We start from the raw sequence: 19445 nt of genomic DNA, 5'->3' as shown, positions 1-19445 counted from the left end.
TCAAGCGCTGGCGGCCACCGGCAAGGCTGCCGGCTGCGTGCCGCCATTGAGCTTCGAGGCTTCCGCCGGCTTCTTCATCAGGATCTTCAGGACCCGGGCGAGCGTCGACGGCAGATCATGGCGCTTGACCACCATGTCGACCATGCCGTGCTCCAGCAGGTATTCCGACGTCTGGAAACCTTCCGGCAGCTTCTCGCGCAGCGTCTGCTCGATCACGCGCTTGCCGGCAAAGCCGATCTCGGCGCCCGGCTCAGCCATGTGGACGTCGCCGAGCATCGCATAGGATGCGGTGACGCCACCGGTGGTCGGGTTGGTCAGAACGACGATGTAGGGAAGGCCGGCTTCCTTCAGCATGTTGACCGCAACCGTGGTGCGCGGCAGTTGCATCAGCGACAGGATGCCTTCCTGCATGCGGGCGCCGCCCGATGCCGGGAAGATGACCAGCGGGCACTTCTCGGCGATCGCCCTTTCGAAGGCCTTGATGATCGCCTCACCGGCAGCCATGCCGAGCGAGCCGCCGATGAAGTTGAACTCGTGCACGACGCCGACGAGCTTGACGCCCTGGACGCGGCCGAGGCCGGCGACGATCGTGTCTTCGAGTTCGGTCTTGGTGCGGCTGTCGCGCAGACGGTCGACATATTTCTTGGAATCGCGGAACTTCAGCGGGTCCTGCGCCACCTTCGGCTGCGGAAACGCTTCATAGATGCCGCCGTCGAACAGGTCCTTCAACCGCGCCTTGGCCGGCATCTTCATGTGGAAGCCGGACTGCGGGATGACCCACTTGTTTTCTTCGAGATCGCGGTGGAACACCATCTCGCCGGTTTCCGGGCACTTGATCCAGAGATTTTCCGGAACTTCCCGGCGGCCCAGCATCGAGTTGATCTTCGGCCGAACGTAGTTTGTGATCCAGTTCACTTAGTAACTCCTGAAGATTTCCTTCGGGTTGTGCGCGCTAATATAGGCAATTATTCGGCTGCTGCGAGACGTGCGGACCGCACGCCTGCCGAGAGCCCTCTCACCAGCGCTTCGACACCCGGAACCGTCGCATCGGTCGCCTTGCCCTCTTCGGTCAGGCTCGACGCGATCTGGTTGACGATCGCCGTACCGACGACCACACCATCGGCAGATGCTCCGATGGCCCTTGCATGTTCCGCCGTCTTGACGCCGAAACCGACGCAAACCGGCAGAGAGGTATGCGCCTTGATACGCGCGACGGCACCGCCGATCAGCGACGGGTCGGGCAGCGCCGAGCCGGTGATGCCGTTCATCGACACGTAATAGACGAAACCGGAGGTGTTTTCGAGCACCTTCGGCAGGCGGCGGTCGTCCGTGGTCGGCGTCGCCAGGCGAATGAAGTTGATGCCCTTTTCCAGCGCCGGGATGCAGAGCTCGTCGTCCATCTCCGGCGGCAGATCGACGACGATCAGACCGTCGATGCCGACCGCCAGCGCATCCGTCAGGAAGCGATCGACGCCGTAGATATAGATCGGATTATAGTAGCCCATCAGCACGATCGGCGTGTGCTGGTCGCCCTCGCGGAAGCGGCGCGCGATCTCGAGCGTCTTTGCGAGCGTCTGGCCGCCCTTCAGCGAGCGCTGGCCGGCAAGCTGGATCGCCGGACCGTCGGCCATCGGATCCGAAAAGGGCATGCCGAGCTCGATAACATCGGCGCCAGCCTTCGGCAGCGCCTTCATGATCGACACCGACGTCTCGAAATCCGGATCGCCGCCCATGAAATAGGTGACGAGGACCGGACGTCCGTCGGCCGCCACATCGGCAAATCGCTTGTCCATGCGTGCGGTCATGATCTTACAGCCCCATTCCCAGTAACTTGCCGACGGTGAAGATGTCCTTGTCGCCGCGGCCGGAGAGGTTCATCAGGATGATCTCGTCCTTGCCCATTTTTGGCGCGCGCTTGATGACTTCGGCAAGCGCGTGCGACGGTTCGAGCGCCGGAATAATGCCCTCAAGTCGGGTCAGCATCTGGAACGCTTCGAGCGCCTCATGGTCCATGATCGGTACGTATTCGACGCGGCCCACATCGTTCAGCCAGGCGTGCTCCGGGCCGATGCCGGGATAGTCGAGGCCAGCCGAAATCGAATGGCCTTCCTTGATCTGGCCGTCGCCGTCCTGCAGCAGATAGGTGCGGTTGCCATGCAGCACGCCGGGCGAACCGGCAGTGATCGAGGCGCAATGCTCGTCACCCTCGATGCCCTTGCCGCCGGCTTCGACGCCGACGATCTTGACGCTCTCGTCATCGAGGAAGGGATGGAAGATGCCGATCGCATTGGAACCGCCGCCGACGGCGGCAACGACGAGATCCGGCAGCCGGCCTTCGGCAGCCAGCATCTGTTCCTTGGCTTCCTGGCCGATGACCGCCTGGAAATCGCGGACCATTTCCGGATAGGGATGCGGGCCGGCGGCCGTACCGATCAGGTAATAGGTGTTGTCGACATTGGTGACCCAGTCGCGCAGGGCCTCGTTCATCGCGTCCTTGAGCGTGCCGCTGCCGGCGGTCACCGGCTTTACCTCGGCGCCCAGCAGCTTCATACGGAAGACGTTCGGCGCCTGGCGCTCGACATCGGTCGCGCCCATGTAGACGACACAGGGCAGGCCGAAGCGGGCGGCAACCGTCGCCGAGGCGACGCCGTGCTGGCCGGCACCGGTTTCGGCAATGATGCGCGTCTTGCCCATGCGCTTGGCAAGCAGGATCTGGCCGATGCAATTGTTGATCTTGTGCGAGCCCGTATGGTTCAGCTCTTCACGCTTGAAATAGATCTTGGCACCGCCGAGTTCGGCCGTCAGCCGTTCGGCGAAATAAAGCGGGCTCGGCCGGCCGATGTAATGGGCACCGAGGTGTTCCAGTTCCGCCTTGAAGGCCGGATCGTTCTTCGCGTTGTCCCACTCGTTCTGGAGATCGAGGATCAGCGGCATCAGGGTCTCGGCCACGAAACGGCCGCCAAAAATGCCGAAGCGACCGTCTTCATCCGGGCCACCCCGGAAGGAATTCAACTTTGGCGCCTGATTCACGTCCTGCTCCCTGACCGTGGCATGCCCGCCTCCGCCTGGCGAACGGCATTGAAAAACGATTCCATGAGCTTCAGATCCTTGACGCCCGGCGCGCTCTCGACGCCGGAGGAGATATCGATGGCGCGAGCGTGGGTCTGCGCCATGGCCTCGCCGATGTTGTCGGCGTTAAGACCACCGGAAAGCATGTAATCGACGCTTCCGTCAAGCGCATCGAGCAGCTTCCAGTCAAAGGAAACGCCGTTGCCACCGGGCAAATCCGATCCCGCCGGCGGCTTGGCGTCGAAGAGGAAGCGATCGGCGATGCCGATGTAGGCGTCGATCCTTTCAAGGTCCGATGCTTCGCGCACCGAAAACGCCTTCATGACCGGCAGGCCGTACATCGCCTTGACCGTCAGCAGCCGCTCCGCATCCTCGCTGCCATGAAGCTGCAGGATATCCGGATTGAGAGCAGAGACGATCTCGTCGAGTTCGTCGTTGTCGGCATTGACAGTGACGGCGACGACCTTCGCCTGGCCGCGAATCCTCTCGGCGATGCGGCCGGCATCGTCGGGCTCGATGTTCCTGGGGCTCTTCGGGAAAAAGATGAAGCCGACATGGGATGCGCCGAGCGCGACGGCACGCTCGGCCGCTTCCGCGGTCTTCAGCCCGCATATCTTCACTTGGGTTTTCATGAGAAGCGACCTTGCATGAAATGTTGCGCGAGTCGAGCCAAAAACCGACGCTCAAGCGGTCGGTCAGCGCCCTCTGCACCCGTCATTCGACGGGCGGCGCCCTTGCGCGGCAGGCACGCTTTTACCATATGCATTTTACCACAACGGAGAGACTGATGCGCCTGTTGCTCGCGCTTATCCTGCCCTGGCTGCAGTTTTTTACCATTGGCCGTCCCTTTGCCGGCCTCATCTGCCTGATCCTGCAACTGACGCTGATCGGCTGGGTTCCGGCGGCAATCTGGTCGGTCTATGCGCTCAGCCAATACAAGACCGACGAGAAGATCCGCGAAGCGCTGCGCTACCGCGCATGACGCGCCCTGAACGCCGGTTCCGCCTGGTTCAATCGAAGTCGATCGCGTGAAGCATCGTGCCGTTGCGGCGGAGCCAGCGCTTGGCATCCTCCGTATCCGGGCACAGCCTTGCGCAGAGCGCCCAGAAACCCGGGCCATGGTTCATTTCCTGCAAATGCGCCACCTCGTGGGCGGCGAGATAGGCGATAACCTTCGGCGGCGCCATGACGATGCGCCATGAGAAGCTCAGCGCCCCGTCGGCGGAGCAGGATCCCCAGCGGCTGCGCGTGTCCTTCAGCGACAGCGACTTTGCGCGCCGGCCGATCCGGCCGGTGTAGATCGCAACGAGGCGGTCGAGATCCTGACGGGCTTCCTTCTTCAGGAAATCGACGATACGCCGGTTCAAATGCTCTTCCCCGCCACTGACCCGCAGGACTGGTTCGTCATCGATGACGACAGCTTCTGTCAGTCCTCGGATCTTGCCGGTGCGCTCGATGCGATGGGCGACGCCGCGGATAAGGATGGAGCCGCCCTCCTCGATCTGGCTTTCGCCGGAGAAGCGGGCAAGCTTGGTCATCAGCCAGCCCTGATGGCGGCTGAGAAAGGCGCTGACCTCGCGCTCCGGCAGACCTTGGGGGATCGTCATCTTCAAGGCCCGGCCGCCCGGCTCGATGCGCAGCGTCATGCGCGTTGCGCGCGCGTTCTGCTTGATCGTCAGCGGCAGGGATTTGCCGGCAACATCGATCTGCCGCGTGGTGGCGGGTGGTGCTGGTTGAATGCGCCGCTTGAAGGAAGGGAACATGCAGGCTTTCTAACCGATTCGCTGGGCTTTCGCCTACAGCGTCGCGAGGCGCGAAAAAGATAATCCGGCGTTTCATGTGAAACGCCGGAGGCATTTTCGTAAGATTACTGGGCTTCGACGATCGGACCGGAGCCGCCGTTCTTGCGGTCGCGCATGAAGCGGTCGAACTCTTCCTGGTCCTTGGCACGGCGAAGCTCGCGCACATAGGTGTCGAACTCTTCGCGCATTTCGTCGAGCTTGCGGCGTTCCTCGTCGAGGCGCACGAGTTCGGCTTCGCGCCAGTCGTCGAAGGCGACGTTGCCGGTGCGGTTATGCGTCCAGTTGGAACGGCGACCATTGCGCTTGAAGTGAGAGCACATGCCATCCACCGTATCGTTTGCGTCTTTCTTGAACGTCTTGAGCTTTTCGCCAAACAGGATGTAGGCGAGCATGGCCAGGCCGAGCGGCCAGAAGACCACGAAGCCAAGCACCATCAGGGCGATGGTCGCGGGCGTCCAATCCGGACGGATCATTGCAGATTGGTTCATCTTCAGGATTCCTCGCAATCATCCGGGCCACCCATGCGGCCCGATGAAAACGATGTGGGAAGGCGCCATTGTCTCTGCAAGACGCCCTCCTCCGGAATCGGACAAACCCTTGACTCTACGCGGTCAAAACGGCGTCGAACGCAAGATCAGGCCGATTTGCCGCCCTTGATCAGCTGCTTTACCGGCTTCACGTGCCGCGAATGCTCGCGGTGGAAAGCAACGATGCGCGGGGCGATTTCGCGGCGGAAACGCGAGCCGTTGAAAACGCCGTAGTGACCGACATCCGGCTGCATGTAGTGCATGCGCATGTGATCCGGGATGTTGGTGCAGATCGTCTGCGCCGCCTTGGTCTGGCCGACGCCGGAGATGTCGTCGTTCTCGCCTTCGACGGTCAGCAGCGCCACCTTCCTGATCGCGGTCGTATCGACGCGCTTGCCGCGGTGCATCATCTCGCCCTTCGGCAGCGCGTGCTGCATGAACACCACCTGCACGGTCTGCAGGTAGAATTCGGCGGTGAGGTCCATGACCGCCAGATACTCGTCGTAGAAGTCGCGGTGCTTTTCGGCCGCGTCGCCGTCGTTCTTCACCAGATGGGCGAAGAACTCCTTGTGGGCGATCAGGTGCCGGTCGAGGTTCATCGACATGAAGCCTGAAAGCTGGAGAAAGCCTGGATAGACCATGCGCATGAAGCCCGGCTGTGGCCACGGCACCGGCATGATGACGTTGTCGCGGAACCATTCGATCGGCCGCTGTTCGGCCAGCTGGTTGACGCCGGTCGGATTGATGCGGGTATCGATCGGTCCGCCCATCAGCGTCATCGTCGCCGGCGACAGCGGGTCGTCCGCCGCTTCCATCAGGGCAACGGCGGCGAGTACCGGCACTGCCGGCTGACAGACACCGATCACATGCGTGTTCGGGCCGAGGTGATGCAGCATCTGGATGACGTAATCGATGTAATCATCGAGGTCGAAGGTGCCTTCGCTGAGCGGCACCACGCGGGCGTCGATCCAGTCGGTGATGTAGATGTCGGAATGCGGCAGCAGGGCTTCCACGGTGCCGCGCAACAGCGTCGCATAGTGGCCGGACATCGGCGCGACGATCAGAACCTTCGGATCGGCGGCACGCTCCTTGGGCAGGGCGCGCTCGAAATGGATGAGATTGCAGAAGGGCGCGCGCCAGACGATACGCTCGTAGACGGAGACGGACGTACCATCGACCTCGGTTGCAGGAAGTCCGAACTCCGGCTTGCCATAGCGGCGGGTGGAGCGCTCGAACACTTCAAGCCCGGCGGCAGCAGCGCGACCGAAATAGGTATGCGAGACGGGGTTCATCGGATTGCTGAACGCGAGCCGCATGGCATCGGCAGCCGTGCGCCACGGCGCCATCATTGCGTGGTTCAGTTCATAGAGCTGGTAGAACATGGGAAGCGTACCCCTTGGGTTCAATCAACGACAACGCCGCTCCCGGTCGGACGCAAGCTTGCGATTGTTTGTCTTGGTGTCCGCAATCGTTGCCAGACTACCATGTTTCTTGTGCACTGCAACAAATATACCCGTCTCACCTCGATACAAGGCCTTGAGCCAGAATGAATCTGGATTCCTGACGATTTGCAAACGAGCTTGTCTGAAACTGGCGGTTTTCCGCTATTTTCGTGCGTTGAGAGGCGATAACGCCCATTTTAGAAAAGAAATCGCGGCTCCGAAGACCAAATGCGGGGCGTGACGTCTATGGCGCTGCAGCAAGGCCGGCACCACTCAAGCTGCGACCACCTTCACGATTGCCTTCACCAGACCCGTCTTTTCCTCCGCCCATCGCGGCAGATCGGCAACCGTGCCGTCCAGCGTGGTGCGGTGGGTGATCAGCGCCTCGACCGGCACGAGGCCGGACGCGATCGATGTCACGACATGGTCGAAATCCTGGCGGGTCGCGTTGCGGCTGCCGATCAGGGTCATTTCACGCTTGTGGAACTCCGGATCGGAGAAACGTATCTCGTCCTTGACGACGCTGACGAAGACCAGCGTGCCGCCATGGGCGACATGGGCGAAGGCGGCCTGCATCGAGCCACCATGCCCCGTGGCGTCGAAAACGACATCGAAGCCGTCGCCGTCCGTCGCCGCGGCAACGCGCGCCGCCGCATCAGCATCCACGACGATGCCCTTGGCAAAGCCGAGCTTGCGGGCGGCAAAGTCCAGCCGCTCGGCGCTGGTGTCGGCGAGCACCACGTCATGGCCGGCGATGCGCGAGAAGATCGCCGTCCCGAGGCCGATCGGGCCTGCGCCGATGACCAGCGCCCGCGAACCGGCATCCGCCGATGCCCGGCGTACCGCGTGGGCGCCGATTGCCAGGAACTCGACGGTGGCGGCTGCCTCCGCCGACAGGCCCTGCGCCGGATAAAGGTTACCCTCCGGCACGACGATCTCCTCGCAGAACGCGCCATCGGTATGAACGCCGAGAACCTCGATGGCAGTGCAGCAGTTGGGCTTGCCCTTCCGGCAGGCAACACAGTTGCCGCAGGAGAGATAGGGATTGACCACAACAGGCGTTCCGGGCGCCATCGTCGTCCCTCGCCCGCCGGCAATCACCGTTGCCGAGATCTCGTGACCCATCACCCTCGGATATTCGAGGAACGGATGTTTGCCGGCGAAGATATGGTAGTCGGTGCCGCAGATGCCGACATGGCTGACGGCAAGGCGCACCCAGCCGTCAGGCACGTTTTCGGCCCGCGGGCGGTCAACGACCTCCAGGCGGCCGGGTTCGAGGCAGAGCACGGCTTTCATGGCAATTCTCTCTAATACGGCGGCGTCTAGCGGGCGCTGCGGCGACGCAATTGGTCGAAATAGACGATGACGATGATCAGCGCGCCGGTGATGATGCGCTGCCAGAACGAGTTCACGTTCAGCAGATTGGCGCCGTTGTTGATCGTCGCGAGGATGAAGGCGCCGAGCAGCGGCCCGTGCACCGAGCCGACGGCACCGAAGAGGCTGGTGCCGCCGATGACCGACGAGGCGATCGCCTGCAGTTCCCAGCCTTCGGCCTGGGTGGCATTGCCGATGCCGATGCGCGAGGCAAGCAGCAGGCCGACGAAGGCGGCGCAGGTCGACGACAGGATGTAGGCGAGATAGATCGTGCGGTGGACGTTGACGCCGGAAAGGCGTGCGGCCTCACTGTTGGAGCCGACGGCGAAGAGATAGCGGCCGAAACGGCTCAGATGCAGGAAGACATAGGCCGGAATCGCCACCACGATCACCATCCAGAACAGGCTGGGCACGCCGAGGAAATCCGCCCGCGAAAAATTGGTGAAGGCTTCATTGGTGATCGAAATGGTCGAGCCATTGGTGATCAGGAGACCGATGCCGCGCAACGACGTGAGGGTCGCCAGCGTGATGATGAAGGGCGGTAGCCCCATGCGCACGATGCCGAAGGCATGGAAGGCGCCGATCAGCACGCCGAAGGCGAGCGTGAGGATGATGGCGATCCAGAGCGGCACGCCGGCGGCCAACAGCCAGGCGACGATGACGCTGGTAAAGCCGACTACGGCGCCGACCGACAGATCGATGCCGGCGGTAATGATGACGAAGGTCTGGCCGACTGCGAGGATCGCCGTCATCGCGCCCTGACGCAAAAGGTTGCTGATATTGTTTGGCGTCCAGAAGCTGTTGGTGGCAAGCCCCAGGAGCAACCAGAGGAACAGAAGCAGCCCAAGAAGGGTGAGGCCGAACAGAATACTCACGCCCTTGCGTGGTGCCGCGCTCGCGCCGCTTTCCACCGTTTCCGCACTCATCGCCTTCCTCCCTGCATCCTTTGGATTTCCTGGAGCGGGATGCGGGCGGACAACCGCTCACACTTTTTCCTCATCCCGCTCTCTATGATCAAACGCCGATCGCCTGCGTCAGCACTTCCTCATGGCTGGCGGCGCGATAGTCATGGCTGGCAACGAGCCGGCCGCCTCGGAACACATGCAGCCGGTCGGCGAGTTCGTAGACCTCGGGCAGGTAGGAGGAGATCAGAACGATGCCTGCCCCCTTCTCCAGAAGCCGCGCGAACAGGCGGTAGATTTCCGCCTTGGTGCCCACGTCGACGCCGACGGTCGGTTCATCGAAAATGAAGAGCTTAGCGCCATGGCTCAACCACTTGCCGATGACGATCTTCTGCTGGTTGCCGCCCGACATGGCGGACACCAGGACGCGCCGCGACGGCGTCTTGATCTTCAGATCGCGGATCTGCCGGTCGGCGTTCTCCCGCTCCTGCTGGCCGTTGATCGTCAGGCCGCGCGACAGCCGGTTGAAAACCGGCAGATTGATGTTGAGGCCGATCGGCAGGTTGAGGCAGAGGCCTTGGTCACGCCGGCTTTCCGGCGCCAGCGCGATGCCGAGATCCATGGCGATGCGCTCGCTGGCGATCTCCACCTTGCGCCCCTGCCAATAGACCTCGCCTGATGTTGGTCGGTGCCGGCCGTAGAGACCGAGCGCGAACTCGCTGCGCCCCGCTCCGATCAGCCCATACAAGCCGACGATCTCGCCGGCGCGCACGGTCAGAGACACATCCTGAAAGCCGGGACCGCTCAAGTTGCGCGTCTCGACGATAACCTCGCCGGGCGGAAAATGCTCCTTGTGGTAGATCTGCTCGATGGTGCGGTTGATCATCAGGGCGATCAGCTCGGCCTCGTTCGTCTCCCCGATCCTGCGGGTGCCCACATGGGTGCCGTCGCGCAGCACCGAGACACGGTCGGCAAGCTCGAAGACTTCCTCCATGCGATGGCTGATATAGACGATGGTCACGCCTTCGGCCTGCAGCCTTCTGATCAGCCGGAAGAGCTGCGCCGATTCCTGGCGGGTGAGATAGGCGGTCGGCTCGTCGAAGATCAGAAACTGTGTGCCGCGCATGGCGGCGCGCGCCGTGGCAACAAGCTGCTGCTGGCCGATGGTCAGGCTGCCGAGCACGGCGCCGGCCGGCAGGTTGAAGCCGAGATCATCCAGCACGCTTTGTGCCGCATCGGTCATGGCGCGCTTGCGCATCAGGCCGTTGCGGTTGATCTCGTCGCCGAGAAACATGTTGGCTGCCACCGTCAGATGGGCGCAGAGCACCACTTCCTGATGCACGGCATTGATGCCGCGCTCGATCGCCTCCTGCGGCGTGCCCAGCTGCACCGGCTTGCCGCACCAGAAGACTTCGCCGGACGTGCGCTTGATGACGCCGGTCAAGAGCTTGATCAGCGTCGACTTGCCGGCACCGTTCTCGCCGACGATCGCGTGAATCTCACCGGAAAGAAAGGTCAGCGACGCCGGCTTCAAGGCTTCGACGGCGCCATACTTCTTCTGCAGGGCGCGCAGCTCCAGGATAGGCTCGCCTTTCGGAACCGGGTGACGTGTCGCCACATGCAGCCCTTCGGTCCTGATGTCGCGTGCCTCTTGCAACTCGGTCATCTGCGCATTCCTCCCATGGCAGAGATCGCTTGCGGCCGGTCCTCGCTCCGGCCGCAAGCGCGGTGCGGCAGGCCGAAGGCCCGCCGCGCCGTCGTCACTTGATCTTCGGGTTCAAGAGAGCGTCGATCTTCGGGTCCGCCATGTTGGCCTTGGTCACCAGGTTGGCACCGGTATCGACATTCGCCTCAACCTTCTCCTTCTTGGAGACGGCGAGCGCCGTCTTTATGCCATCATAACCCATGCGATAGGGATCCTGAACGACGAGGGCCGCCAGAACGCCTTCCTTGAGGAAGCCGACCGTCTTGTCGTCGCTGTCGAAACCGATCACCTTGATCTTGTCGCCGAGCTTGTTTTCGGCGATCGCCTGGCCGACGCCCTGCGCCATGATCAGGTTGGACGCGAAGACGCCAACCAGATTGGGGTTGGCGGTGATCAGGTCGGTCATCATGTTGAGGCCGGTGGTCGCCTGACCATCGGCATATTTATCAGCGACGACCTTGAAGCCCGGATACTTGGTCTTGATCTGATCGAGGAAGCCTTCGCGGCGCTGGTCGAGCGAACCGACGCCTGGAAGGTTGGTGATGATGGCGATTTCGCCCTCTTCCTTGCCGGTCATTTCCTTCACCGCTGCGGCGAGCCCGTCGGCAGCAATGCGCCCGCCCTGGACGTTGTCGGTCGTCAGAAACGACGAGAAGGCCTTGGAGTCGGCTGCGGAATCGATACCGATGATCGGAACGGCCTTGGCGGCCTCGTCGATCGGCTTGCCGAGCGCCTTGAACTCCGTCGGCGAAATGACGACGGCAGCCGGTGCGCCGGCGACCGCGTTTTCGAGAATGCTGATCTGGCCATTGATATCGGATTCGGCCTGGGCGCCGAGTTCCGGCACGTTGACGCCGAGATCCTTACCCGCGGCGCGGGCGCCGGCCAGCACGATCTGCCAGTAGAAAGACGTCGTATCCTTGACGATGATCGGGATCGTCACGTCCTGCGCGAAGGACGCGACCGGCGACATGCCGGCAATCATCGCGGCACTCGCCAAGGCTGTGAAGGCGCGACGGGTAAGGCTGCTTTTCAGAATGCTCATCCCAGGTTTCTCCTCTTAGTGCACCGTGTTCCACTTCTTGGAGATCGATCGCAGGTGCCAGCTTATCGACCTTTTATCGATAAAAAACATATTGGAATGCTAATACGACAATGCCGGCTTGGCAAGCTGCCGGAACAGCATTTCAGACGGCGCTTTAGTGCCGTCCGTTAAACCCGAACCGGCTCGTCGCCGAGCTCCGGCGCGACAAGCGTAAACGGCTCGAAGGCGGCAAAGTCGGCGGCGGAAAACCGTCGATCGACGAGCGCCATATTACGCACCAGGCTCTGCGGCTTGGCCGTGCCGAGCAGCACCGAGGCGACCTGCGGACTGGCGAGTGGAAACTGCATGGCGGGTGCGGCAAGCGGCACGTTCATGCCGCGGGCGACCGCGTCCATGGCGCCGACCTTTTGCCGGATATCCTCCGTTGCCGGCATGTAGTCGAAATGCGCGCCTTCGATCGGTCCCGTCGCCAGGATGCCCGAATTGAAGACACCGCCAACGACAAGAGAGGTCCCCTTTTTCTCGCAAAGCGGCAACAACTCGGCGACGGCGGATCGATCAAGCAGCGTGTAGCGACCGGCCAGCAGGATGCAATCGAGATCGGCTCGACGCAGGACGTCGAGACAGACCGGCACTTCGTTGACGCCGAGACCATAGGCGGCGATCGTTCCAGAGGATTTCAGATCCTCCAGCGCCTTGAGACCGCCCTCCAGCAATTGCCGCAGGTAGGCTGCATTGCGCGCGGCACCGTGTGTGTAGACGCCGATATCGTGCACATAGAGGATATCGATGCGGTTGAGCCCCAGCCGGGCGTAGCTGAACTCGACGGAACGCATGATGCCGTCATAGCTATAGTCGTAGGTGACGTCGAAATTGAGCGGCTTCACATAGGAATAGTCCGGCACCCTGTCTTCCGGCACCGGATGCAGGAGACGGCCGACCTTGGTGGAGAGCACGAACTGATCACGCGGTTTCTCGCGCAGGAAGTCGCCGACGCGACGCTCGGCCAGGCCGAGGCCGTAATAGGGGGCCACGTCGAAGTAGCGCATGCCCGACTGCCAGGCCGCCTCCAGCGTCGCGATGGCCGCGTCATGGGTACACTCGCGATAGAGCCCGCCAAGGCCGGCGGCGCCAAAGCTAAACTCGGTTACCGATAGCTCGGTTCGACCGATCCGTCTCGTCTGCATTCCCCGTCTCCTCCTCCAAGGATGCCAGTCGTTGCGTATTTAGAGCGTTGCGCCCAGATGCCAGGGCACGAACTCATTATCGCCGTAACCAAAGATCTCGCTCTTGGTCTTGCGGCCAGAGGCGGTCTCGACGATCAGGTCGAAGATCTCGCGACCGAGCCCGGCAATCGTCGCCTCCCCCGAAGCAATCACGCCGCAATCGATATCCATGTCCTCTTCCATCGCCCTGAACAGCGCCGTGTTGCTGGTGAGCTTGATCGACGGCGCGGGCCGACAGCCGAAACAGCTGCCGCGGCCGGTGGTAAAAGCAATCACGTTGGCGCCGCCGGCAACCTGGCCAGTGGCCGATACCGGGTCGTAGCCGGGCGTATCCATGAAGACGAGCCCGTGCTCGGTGATGCGCTCGGCGTAACGATAGACGGCAGTCAGTGGCGAGCGGCCACCCTTGGCGACGGCACCGAGCGATTTTTCGAGAATGGTCGTCAGGCCACCGCGTTTGTTGCCCGGCGAAGGATTGTTGTCGAGCGAGGCGCCATGCAGCGCCACATAGTCCTCCCACCAGGAAATCAGGCCATCGAGCTTCACCGCCACCGCTTCATTGACCGCCCGACTGCGCAGTAGGTGCTCGGCACCATAGATCTCCGAGGTCTCCGAGAGGATCGCCGTGCCGCCGACCGCGGCAAGGATATCGACGGCAGCACCCAGCGCCGGATTGGCGGTGATGCCCGAAAGCCCGTCCGATCCTCCGCATTGCAGGCCAACGATGATCTCGCTGACCGGAATGGGGATACGGCGCTCTCTTCCGACCTCGGCCGCGATTTCCTCGAGAATGCCGAGTGCCTTTTCCACGGAGCGACGCGAGCCGCCGGCCTCCTGAATGTTGAAATGGCGTTTCTCGGCGCCGGCGCCGCTCTGGCCGTAAAGCGTCAACTGGTTGACCTCGCAGCCGAGCCCCACCATCAGCACGCCACCGAAATTGACGTGGCGGGCGTAGCCGGCGAGCGTGCGGTGCAGGCTGGCCATGCCGTCGCCGGTCGACGACATGCCACAACCCTGGTCGTGCACGATCGGCACGAAGCCATCGATGCCTTCGTATTTCGGCAGGATGCGCCGGTTCGCCTCCTCGGCAATGGCGCGACAGACGGTGGTGGAACAATTCACGCTGGCGACGATGCCGATGTAGTTTCGCGTCGCCGCACGCCCGTCGCCACGGCGATAGCCCATGAAGGTGCGCGCCCTGTCAGCGGCGCTTGCCGCCTGCGGCGTTCCTTGCGGGCCGATCGCGAGCCGGTCCCGATCAAAAGCAAGATTATGGGAATGCACGTGGTCGCCCGGCGCGATATCCACGGTCGCGCGGCCGATTGCCTGGGCGTATTTGACCACCGGTTCGCCGGCGTGGATCGCGCGGATCGCGATCTTGTGTCCCGCATCCACCTTCGCCGCCGCGCGGGCGCCATTTGGCAAAGCCTCACCGGCGGCGATCGCCAGGGTCGCCACGACGACGTTGTCCTCCGGTGAAAGCAGGATGGTGGACGGCGCAGACACCGATCTTCTCCTTGTTCGTTACGGGCATCTGTCTTTTATCTACAATAGACAGATTTCCGTCAATGGGTATTATAGCGGAAAGCGTCGGTGAGACCGCCGAGCTGACGACCGGGCAAACGGGAGGAACAGATGTCGACGACAGACGCAGACAAAACCGGATCGCCGCGATAGAGGAGCGTCGCTGATAAACGCACAGATTTCTCGATCGGCCGGACGTCGCCCATGGCAAAACAGAACACCGTCTTCAAGGATGCCTATAACCGCTGCCTGAAACTGCTGGCGGACACATCTTCGCTGCCCTCCGAGCCGGAGCTCGGCCAGATGCTCGGCGTCAGCCGAACGACGGTGCGGGCAATCCTCAGCCGCTTCGAGGAGCTGCAGCTGATCGCCTGGGACAAACGCAAGAAGAGCGTGCTGCGCCAGCCCCGGCCCGACGATTATTTTCCGACGGAAGAGACGGATTCGCTCGCCGAGATCATCGAGCGCAGCTTCATGCGCCGGATTCTCGCCGGCGGCGCCGAACCGGGCATGCAGATCAACGAACTGGAACTTGCCCGCGAGATCGGCACCGGCACCACCAGCGTGCGCGAGTTTCTCATCCGCTTCAGCCGCTTCGGCCTGATCGAGAAGCGGCCGAACAGCCACTGGATCCTCAAAGGCTTCACCCGGGAATTCGCTCTCGAGCTGACGGAAGTGCGCGAGATGTTCGAGCTGCGCTCGGCCGCGCGCTTCGTGTCGCTGCCCGACGACCACTCGGCCTGGGCCGAGTTGACCCAAATCGAAGCGCTGCACCGGGAGATTCTGGCTGATATCGACAGCCGCTACCGGGAATTCTCCGAACTCGACGAGAAGTTCCACCTGCTGGTGCACAAGGCGTCCAGCAACCGCTTCATCGTCGATTTCTACGACATCATCGCGATCGTCTTCCACTATCACTACCAGTGGAACAAGACGAATGCCCGTGAGCGTAACGCCCGCGCGCTGGAGGAGCATCTCGCCTATATCGAGGCGCTGCGCTCTCACGACCCGGGAAAGGCCGAACAGGCATGCCGGCGACATCTCCAGTCCGCGCGCGAAACTTTACTTCAATCCATTCCATAGCCAGCTATCGGAGCCAATACATGCCGACGCCGATCGTGCAATTCGGAACGAGCCGCTTTCTGCAGGCGCATGCCGATCTCTTCGTCAGTGAGGCGCTGACAAAAGGAGAGGCTTTAGGACCGATCACGATCGTGCAAACGACAGGGTCGAGCGAACGGTCCGGACGCCTGGCGGCGCTTGCCCGCCCCGATGGCTTTCCCGTTATCGTCCGGGGCATCCAAGGCGGAGAGCGGATCGACACAATCCAGCGGGTGACCAGCGTGGCGCGGGCACTTTTGACCGCCGAAAGCTGGAGCGCCGTCCGTGAGATTGTTGCCGAGGAGGCCGAGGTCCTGATCTCCAACACCGGTGACACGGGCTACCAAGTCGGCAACGACGATCGGATAACGGACATTCCCCGTTCTTTTCCGGGCAAGCTGCTCCTGCTGCTGCAGGCACGCTTCGACGCCGGCGGGCGTCCCCTGACGATCCTTCCCTGCGAGCTTGTGTCGCGCAATGGCGATGTGCTGAAGGCGGTGATGCTGGGGCTCGCGGCAGAACGGGTAAAAGACAGCGCCTTTGCCGACTGGCTGAACAAGAGTGTCGTCTGGGCAAACACGCTCGTCGACCGCATCGTCTCCGAGCCGCTGGAACCTGCCGGTGCGATTGCCGAACCCTATGCGCTCTGGGCGATCGAAAATCAGCCCGGCTTGCGGCTGCCGTGCATCCATCCCTGCGTGAAACTGGTTGATGAGCTGGCGCCTTACGAGAAACTAAAGCTTCACATCCTCAATCTCGGTCACACGGTGCTGGCCGAACTCTGGCTCAAGGCGGGCCGCGATGCGAACGAGACCGTTCGGGAAATCCTGGCCGATGCCGACCTCTCAGCGCGCCTCGACCGCATCTATCGGTCGGAGGTGATCCCGGCCTTCGCTGCGAAAGGCCTGGAAACTGAAGCGGTAGACTATGTGGCCGCGACGCTGGAGCGCTTCAGAAACCCATTCCTCGACCACCGCCTAGGCGATATCGCCAACCACCACCGCGAAAAAATCGAGCGTCGCATCGGCGATTTCCGGCGCTGGAGCCCGAACGTGGCGATGCCCGAGCTCACGGCGATCTGCGATCAGTAGCCGGATTCCTGTTTTTTCGGAGCCGCAGCAGTCTCGCCGAGAAATTCCTGCCTCAGCGCCGTCGTCGCACGCACGAGCGAGGTAACATCCGTGCCAATCGCCATGAAATCAGAGCCCATCTCGCGATAGTCGCGCGCCTGCTCGAGATCGAGCGTCATGATGCCGCGCGCCTTGCCGGCTTTCTTGATGCGCTCGAATGCGTCGGCGATCGCCGCACGCACCTCCGGGTGGCCCGGCTTTCCGAGATAGCCCATGTCGGCCGCGAGATCGGAGGGGCCGATGAACAGGCCGTCGACGCCATCGAGTGCTGCAATCTCATCGATCGCGGCGAGACCCGCCCGGCTTTCGATCTGCAGGATCAGGCAGATTTCGTCGCCGGCGGTCTGCAGATAATCGCCGATACGGCCGAACTGAGAAGCCCTACCGAGGGCGGCGCCGACGCCGCGAATACCATGCGGCGGATAGCGGGTGGCGCGCACCAGCTGCTGCGCCTGCGCCAGGCTCTCGACCATCGGGATCAAGAGGGTCTGCACGCCGGTATCGAGGATCTGCTTGATCAGCACGGTATCGCCGACTGGCAGCCGAACCATCGGGTGGCTGGCCGATGCCGAGACGGCGCGAAACTGCGCCGACAGCAAAGGAATGTCGTTCGGCGCGTGTTCGCCGTCGATCAGCAGCCAGTCATAGCCGCTGCCGGACACCACTTCGGCCGCATAGGGACTGGCAAGCGCCACCCAGAGCCCAAGCTGGAAGCGGTTTTCGCGGATAGCCGCTTTAAAGGGATTCTTCGGTGCCGGCATGCCTATTCTCCTTAACCACGGTCTCGCCCCTCATCCGCCTGCCGGAACCTTCTCCCCGCAAAATGGGGAGAAGGACGATGCCGCGCCGACCGAAAATTCCCTCTCCCACATGCGGGGAAATGGATCGCGGGGGGCAAACCTCACGCCATCAATAGATTCGACCGCGAAGACTACCGACTTGCCGGCAAAAGAAAACCGGCCAAAGCAATGGCCGGTTTGGTCTAGTCTGGAATTCCGCCTGTTTCAGGCAACGCCGCCAAGGCAGACATATTTGATCTCGGTGAACTCCTCGATGCCGTAGCGAGAGCCCTCGCGGCCGAGACCGGAAAGCTTGACGCCGCCGAACGGTGCTTCCGCCGTGGAGATCAGGCCGGTATTGACGCCGACCATGCCGTATTCCAGCGCTTCGGCGACACGGAACACCCGGGCGAGGTCCTTGGCGTAGAAATAGGAGGCAAGGCCGAATTCGGTGTCGTTTGCCTGCTCGACCACGTCCGCCTCGTCGGTGAAGCGGAAGAGCGGCGCCACCGGCCCGAAGGTTTCTTCGCGCGCGACCGCCATCGCCTGGGTAACATCGGCGAGAACCGTCGCCTCGTAGAAGGTGCCGCCGAGCGTATGCCGCTTGCCGCCCTGGATGACACGCGCGCCCTTCGACGTCGCATCGGCGATATGCTCTTCCACCTTCTCCAGCGCCGCCTTGTCGATCAGCGGCCCGAGGATGACGCCTTCGTCGAGGCCATTGCCGATCTTCAGCTTGGCGACCGCCTTGGCGAGCTTGTCGGAGAAGGCGTCATAGACCTTGTCCTGCACATAGATGCGGTTGGCGCAGACACAGGTCTGGCCATTGTTGCGGAACTTGGCGATCAACGCGCCTTCGACCGCGGCATCGAGGTCGGCATCGTCGAAGACGATGAACGGCGCATTGCCGCCCAGCTCCAGCCCGAGCTTCTTGATGGTGGCAGCGCTCTGGCGATAGAGCTCGGCACCCACCTCGGTCGAGCCGGTGAAGGTGAGCTTGCGCACGACGGGGTTCGAGGTCATCTCGGCACCGATCTCGCGGGCGGAACCGGTGATGACGCTGAAGAGACCCTTCGGCAGGCCGGCGCGTTCGGCCAGAATGGCGATGGCGATTGCCGAGAACGGCGTCTGGGCCGCCGGCTTCAGAACCATGGCGCAGCCGGCCGCGAAGGCCGGGCCGGCCTTGCGGGTGATCATCGCATTCGGGAAGTTCCAGGGCGTGATCGCCGCGACGACGCCGATCGGCTGCTTCATCACAAGGATGCGCTTGTCGGGCTGATGGCCGGGGATCAGGTCGCCGTAGATGCGGCGCGCCTCTTCGGCGAACCACTCGACGAAGCTCGCACCATAGACGATTTCGCCGGTCGCTTCGGCCAGCGGCTTGCCTTGCTCCAGCGTCAGGATGCGGCCGAGATCCTCCTTGTTCTCGATCATCAGCTCGAACCACTTGCGAAGCACACCGGCGCGGTCCTTGGCCGTGCGCGCTGCCCAGCCCTTCTGGGCGACGCGCGCTGCCTCGATCGCGGCCTTGGTTTCCTTGGCGCCAAGCTTCGGCACCCGGCCGATGATCTCACCCGTCGCAGGGTTGTTCACCTCGATCGCGTTTGCCGCGTCCGCCTCGATCCACTCGCCTCCGACGAGGGCTGCCTGGCGAAACAGTGATGGGTCTTTAAACGACATGATCCGTCCTCTCTCGAAATCTACAGAACTTATACAACTTTTTTCTTGGAAACAGCAATGACCCAAGCGGCCGTTTCTGAACTTTCGTTTGTCTGGCCTCGGCAGAGGCGCTCACGTTTCCGTGGCCCCACCCCGTTTC

18 protein-coding genes are annotated in these 19445 nt (G+C 62.6%); 3 read left to right on the top strand and 15 right to left on the bottom strand.

Translation table 11 applies throughout. The features are described from left to right. Genes accD through XB14_RS32095 form a run of 4 tightly spaced genes read right to left on the bottom strand, consistent with a single transcriptional unit; the run spans nt 1 to nt 3701 of the window. Entirely contained in the window at nt 1-915 is a 915-nt protein-coding gene (gene accD / locus XB14_RS32110; RefSeq protein WP_077968585.1) for an acetyl-CoA carboxylase, carboxyltransferase subunit beta, read from the bottom strand. Nucleotides 916-965: 50 nt separating this feature from the next. After that, nucleotides 966-1805, bottom strand: a complete 840-nt coding sequence (trpA, locus tag XB14_RS32105) for a tryptophan synthase subunit alpha (RefSeq protein WP_077968583.1) — start codon at nt 1803-1805, stop codon at nt 966-968. 4 nt (nt 1806-1809) lie between these two features. Continuing rightward, a complete protein-coding gene (trpB, locus tag XB14_RS32100; RefSeq protein WP_077968581.1) occupies nt 1810-3030 on the bottom strand; it encodes a tryptophan synthase subunit beta in 1221 nt (406 codons plus the stop codon). Beyond that, complete coding sequence (locus XB14_RS32095; RefSeq protein WP_077968580.1) at nt 3027-3701, bottom strand: phosphoribosylanthranilate isomerase; 675 nt, start codon at nt 3699-3701, stop codon at nt 3027-3029. Before XB14_RS32095 ends, trpB begins: the two co-directional genes overlap by 4 nt. Nucleotides 3702-3856: 155 nt before the next feature. Between XB14_RS32095 and XB14_RS32090 the strand changes: the two genes are divergently transcribed. Next, nucleotides 3857-4051 carry a YqaE/Pmp3 family membrane protein gene (locus XB14_RS32090; RefSeq protein ID WP_077968711.1) on the top strand — a complete coding sequence of 65 codons (195 nt, stop codon included), beginning with the start codon at nt 3857-3859 and terminating at the stop codon, nt 4049-4051. Nucleotides 4052-4079: 28 nt separating this feature from the next. On the opposite strand, the gene XB14_RS32085 is transcribed toward XB14_RS32090, so the two are convergent. The 9 genes from XB14_RS32085 to XB14_RS32045 form a co-directional block, all read right to left on the bottom strand. Then, nucleotides 4080-4832: a M48 family metallopeptidase gene (locus XB14_RS32085; protein ID WP_077968579.1), complete on the bottom strand. Its 753-nt coding sequence runs from the start codon at nt 4830-4832 to the stop codon at nt 4080-4082. Between the two features lie 104 nt (nt 4833-4936). Next, nucleotides 4937-5359: a DUF2852 domain-containing protein gene (locus tag XB14_RS32080; protein ID WP_077968578.1), complete on the bottom strand. Its 423-nt coding sequence runs from the start codon at nt 5357-5359 to the stop codon at nt 4937-4939. A 146-nt stretch (nt 5360-5505) separates the two neighbouring features. After that, entirely contained in the window at nt 5506-6780 is a 1275-nt protein-coding gene (gene phaZ, locus XB14_RS32075) for a polyhydroxyalkanoate depolymerase (RefSeq protein WP_077968577.1), read from the bottom strand. Between the two features lie 333 nt (nt 6781-7113). Then, nucleotides 7114-8136: a zinc-binding alcohol dehydrogenase family protein gene (locus XB14_RS32070; protein ID WP_077968576.1), complete on the bottom strand. Its 1023-nt coding sequence runs from the start codon at nt 8134-8136 to the stop codon at nt 7114-7116. 26 nt (nt 8137-8162) lie between these two features. Then, nucleotides 8163-9140, bottom strand: a complete 978-nt coding sequence (locus tag XB14_RS32065; protein ID WP_077968575.1) for an ABC transporter permease — start codon at nt 9138-9140, stop codon at nt 8163-8165. A gap of 88 nt (nt 9141-9228) precedes the next feature. Next, entirely contained in the window at nt 9229-10782 is a 1554-nt protein-coding gene (locus XB14_RS32060) for a sugar ABC transporter ATP-binding protein (RefSeq protein ID WP_077968574.1), read from the bottom strand. Between the two features lie 94 nt (nt 10783-10876). Continuing rightward, nucleotides 10877-11866, bottom strand: coding sequence for an ABC transporter substrate-binding protein (locus XB14_RS32055; RefSeq protein ID WP_077968572.1), 990 nt, complete (start codon nt 11864-11866; stop codon nt 10877-10879). Between the two features lie 167 nt (nt 11867-12033). Next, nucleotides 12034-13053, bottom strand: coding sequence for an aldo/keto reductase (locus tag XB14_RS32050; protein WP_077968571.1), 1020 nt, complete (start codon nt 13051-13053; stop codon nt 12034-12036). 39 nt (nt 13054-13092) lie between these two features. Further along, a complete protein-coding gene (locus XB14_RS32045) occupies nt 13093-14598 on the bottom strand; it encodes a UxaA family hydrolase (RefSeq protein WP_077968569.1) in 1506 nt (501 codons plus the stop codon). Between the two features lie 222 nt (nt 14599-14820). Here XB14_RS32045 and XB14_RS32040 point away from each other — a divergent pair, with 222 nt between their 5' ends. Then, a complete protein-coding gene (locus XB14_RS32040) occupies nt 14821-15699 on the top strand; it encodes a GntR family transcriptional regulator (RefSeq protein WP_077968566.1) in 879 nt (292 codons plus the stop codon). A 20-nt stretch (nt 15700-15719) separates the two neighbouring features. After that, nucleotides 15720-16808, top strand: a complete 1089-nt coding sequence (locus XB14_RS32035) for a D-mannonate oxidoreductase (RefSeq protein ID WP_077968564.1) — start codon at nt 15720-15722, stop codon at nt 16806-16808. Here XB14_RS32035 and XB14_RS32030 read toward each other — a convergent pair. Both XB14_RS32030 and gabD read right to left on the bottom strand, forming a co-directional pair. Further along, the gene (locus XB14_RS32030; protein WP_077968562.1) at nt 16802-17608 is read right to left on the bottom strand and encodes an aldolase/citrate lyase family protein; all 807 of its coding nucleotides are present in this window, start codon (nt 17606-17608) and stop codon (nt 16802-16804) included. The genes XB14_RS32035 and XB14_RS32030 overlap by 7 nt on opposite strands. A gap of 243 nt (nt 17609-17851) precedes the next feature. Then, nucleotides 17852-19306: an NADP-dependent succinate-semialdehyde dehydrogenase gene (gene gabD / locus XB14_RS32025; RefSeq protein ID WP_077968560.1), complete on the bottom strand. Its 1455-nt coding sequence runs from the start codon at nt 19304-19306 to the stop codon at nt 17852-17854. Nucleotides 19307-19445: the final 139 nt, after the last annotated feature.

The organism is Ensifer adhaerens, assembly GCF_002007205.1.
In the GTDB taxonomy this organism is placed as follows: Bacteria; Pseudomonadota; Alphaproteobacteria; order Rhizobiales; family Rhizobiaceae; genus Ensifer; species Ensifer adhaerens_D.
This window is presented reverse-complemented; position numbering and strand designations above follow the sequence as displayed.

Coding starts and splice junctions, on each gene's coding strand:
- trpA (WP_077968583.1), bottom strand. CDS start 1,805: ATGACCGCACGCATGGACAAGCGATTTGCCGATGTGGCGGCCGACGGA.
- XB14_RS32090 (WP_077968711.1), top strand. CDS start 3,857: ATGCGCCTGTTGCTCGCGCTTATCCTGCCCTGGCTGCAGTTTTTTACC.
- XB14_RS32095 (WP_077968580.1), bottom strand. CDS start 3,701: ATGAAAACCCAAGTGAAGATATGCGGGCTGAAGACCGCGGAAGCGGCC.
- XB14_RS32060 (WP_077968574.1), bottom strand. CDS start 10,782: ATGACCGAGTTGCAAGAGGCACGCGACATCAGGACCGAAGGGCTGCAT.
- XB14_RS32035 (WP_077968564.1), top strand. CDS start 15,720: ATGCCGACGCCGATCGTGCAATTCGGAACGAGCCGCTTTCTGCAGGCG.
- XB14_RS32065 (WP_077968575.1), bottom strand. CDS start 9,140: ATGAGTGCGGAAACGGTGGAAAGCGGCGCGAGCGCGGCACCACGCAAG.
- XB14_RS32055 (WP_077968572.1), bottom strand. CDS start 11,866: ATGAGCATTCTGAAAAGCAGCCTTACCCGTCGCGCCTTCACAGCCTTG.
- gabD (WP_077968560.1), bottom strand. CDS start 19,306: ATGTCGTTTAAAGACCCATCACTGTTTCGCCAGGCAGCCCTCGTCGGA.
- XB14_RS32040 (WP_077968566.1), top strand. CDS start 14,821: ATGGCAAAACAGAACACCGTCTTCAAGGATGCCTATAACCGCTGCCTG.
- XB14_RS32030 (WP_077968562.1), bottom strand. CDS start 17,608: ATGCCGGCACCGAAGAATCCCTTTAAAGCGGCTATCCGCGAAAACCGC.
- phaZ (WP_077968577.1), bottom strand. CDS start 6,780: ATGTTCTACCAGCTCTATGAACTGAACCACGCAATGATGGCGCCGTGG.
- XB14_RS32080 (WP_077968578.1), bottom strand. CDS start 5,359: ATGAACCAATCTGCAATGATCCGTCCGGATTGGACGCCCGCGACCATC.
- XB14_RS32070 (WP_077968576.1), bottom strand. CDS start 8,136: ATGAAAGCCGTGCTCTGCCTCGAACCCGGCCGCCTGGAGGTCGTTGAC.
- XB14_RS32050 (WP_077968571.1), bottom strand. CDS start 13,053: ATGCAGACGAGACGGATCGGTCGAACCGAGCTATCGGTAACCGAGTTT.
- XB14_RS32085 (WP_077968579.1), bottom strand. CDS start 4,832: ATGTTCCCTTCCTTCAAGCGGCGCATTCAACCAGCACCACCCGCCACC.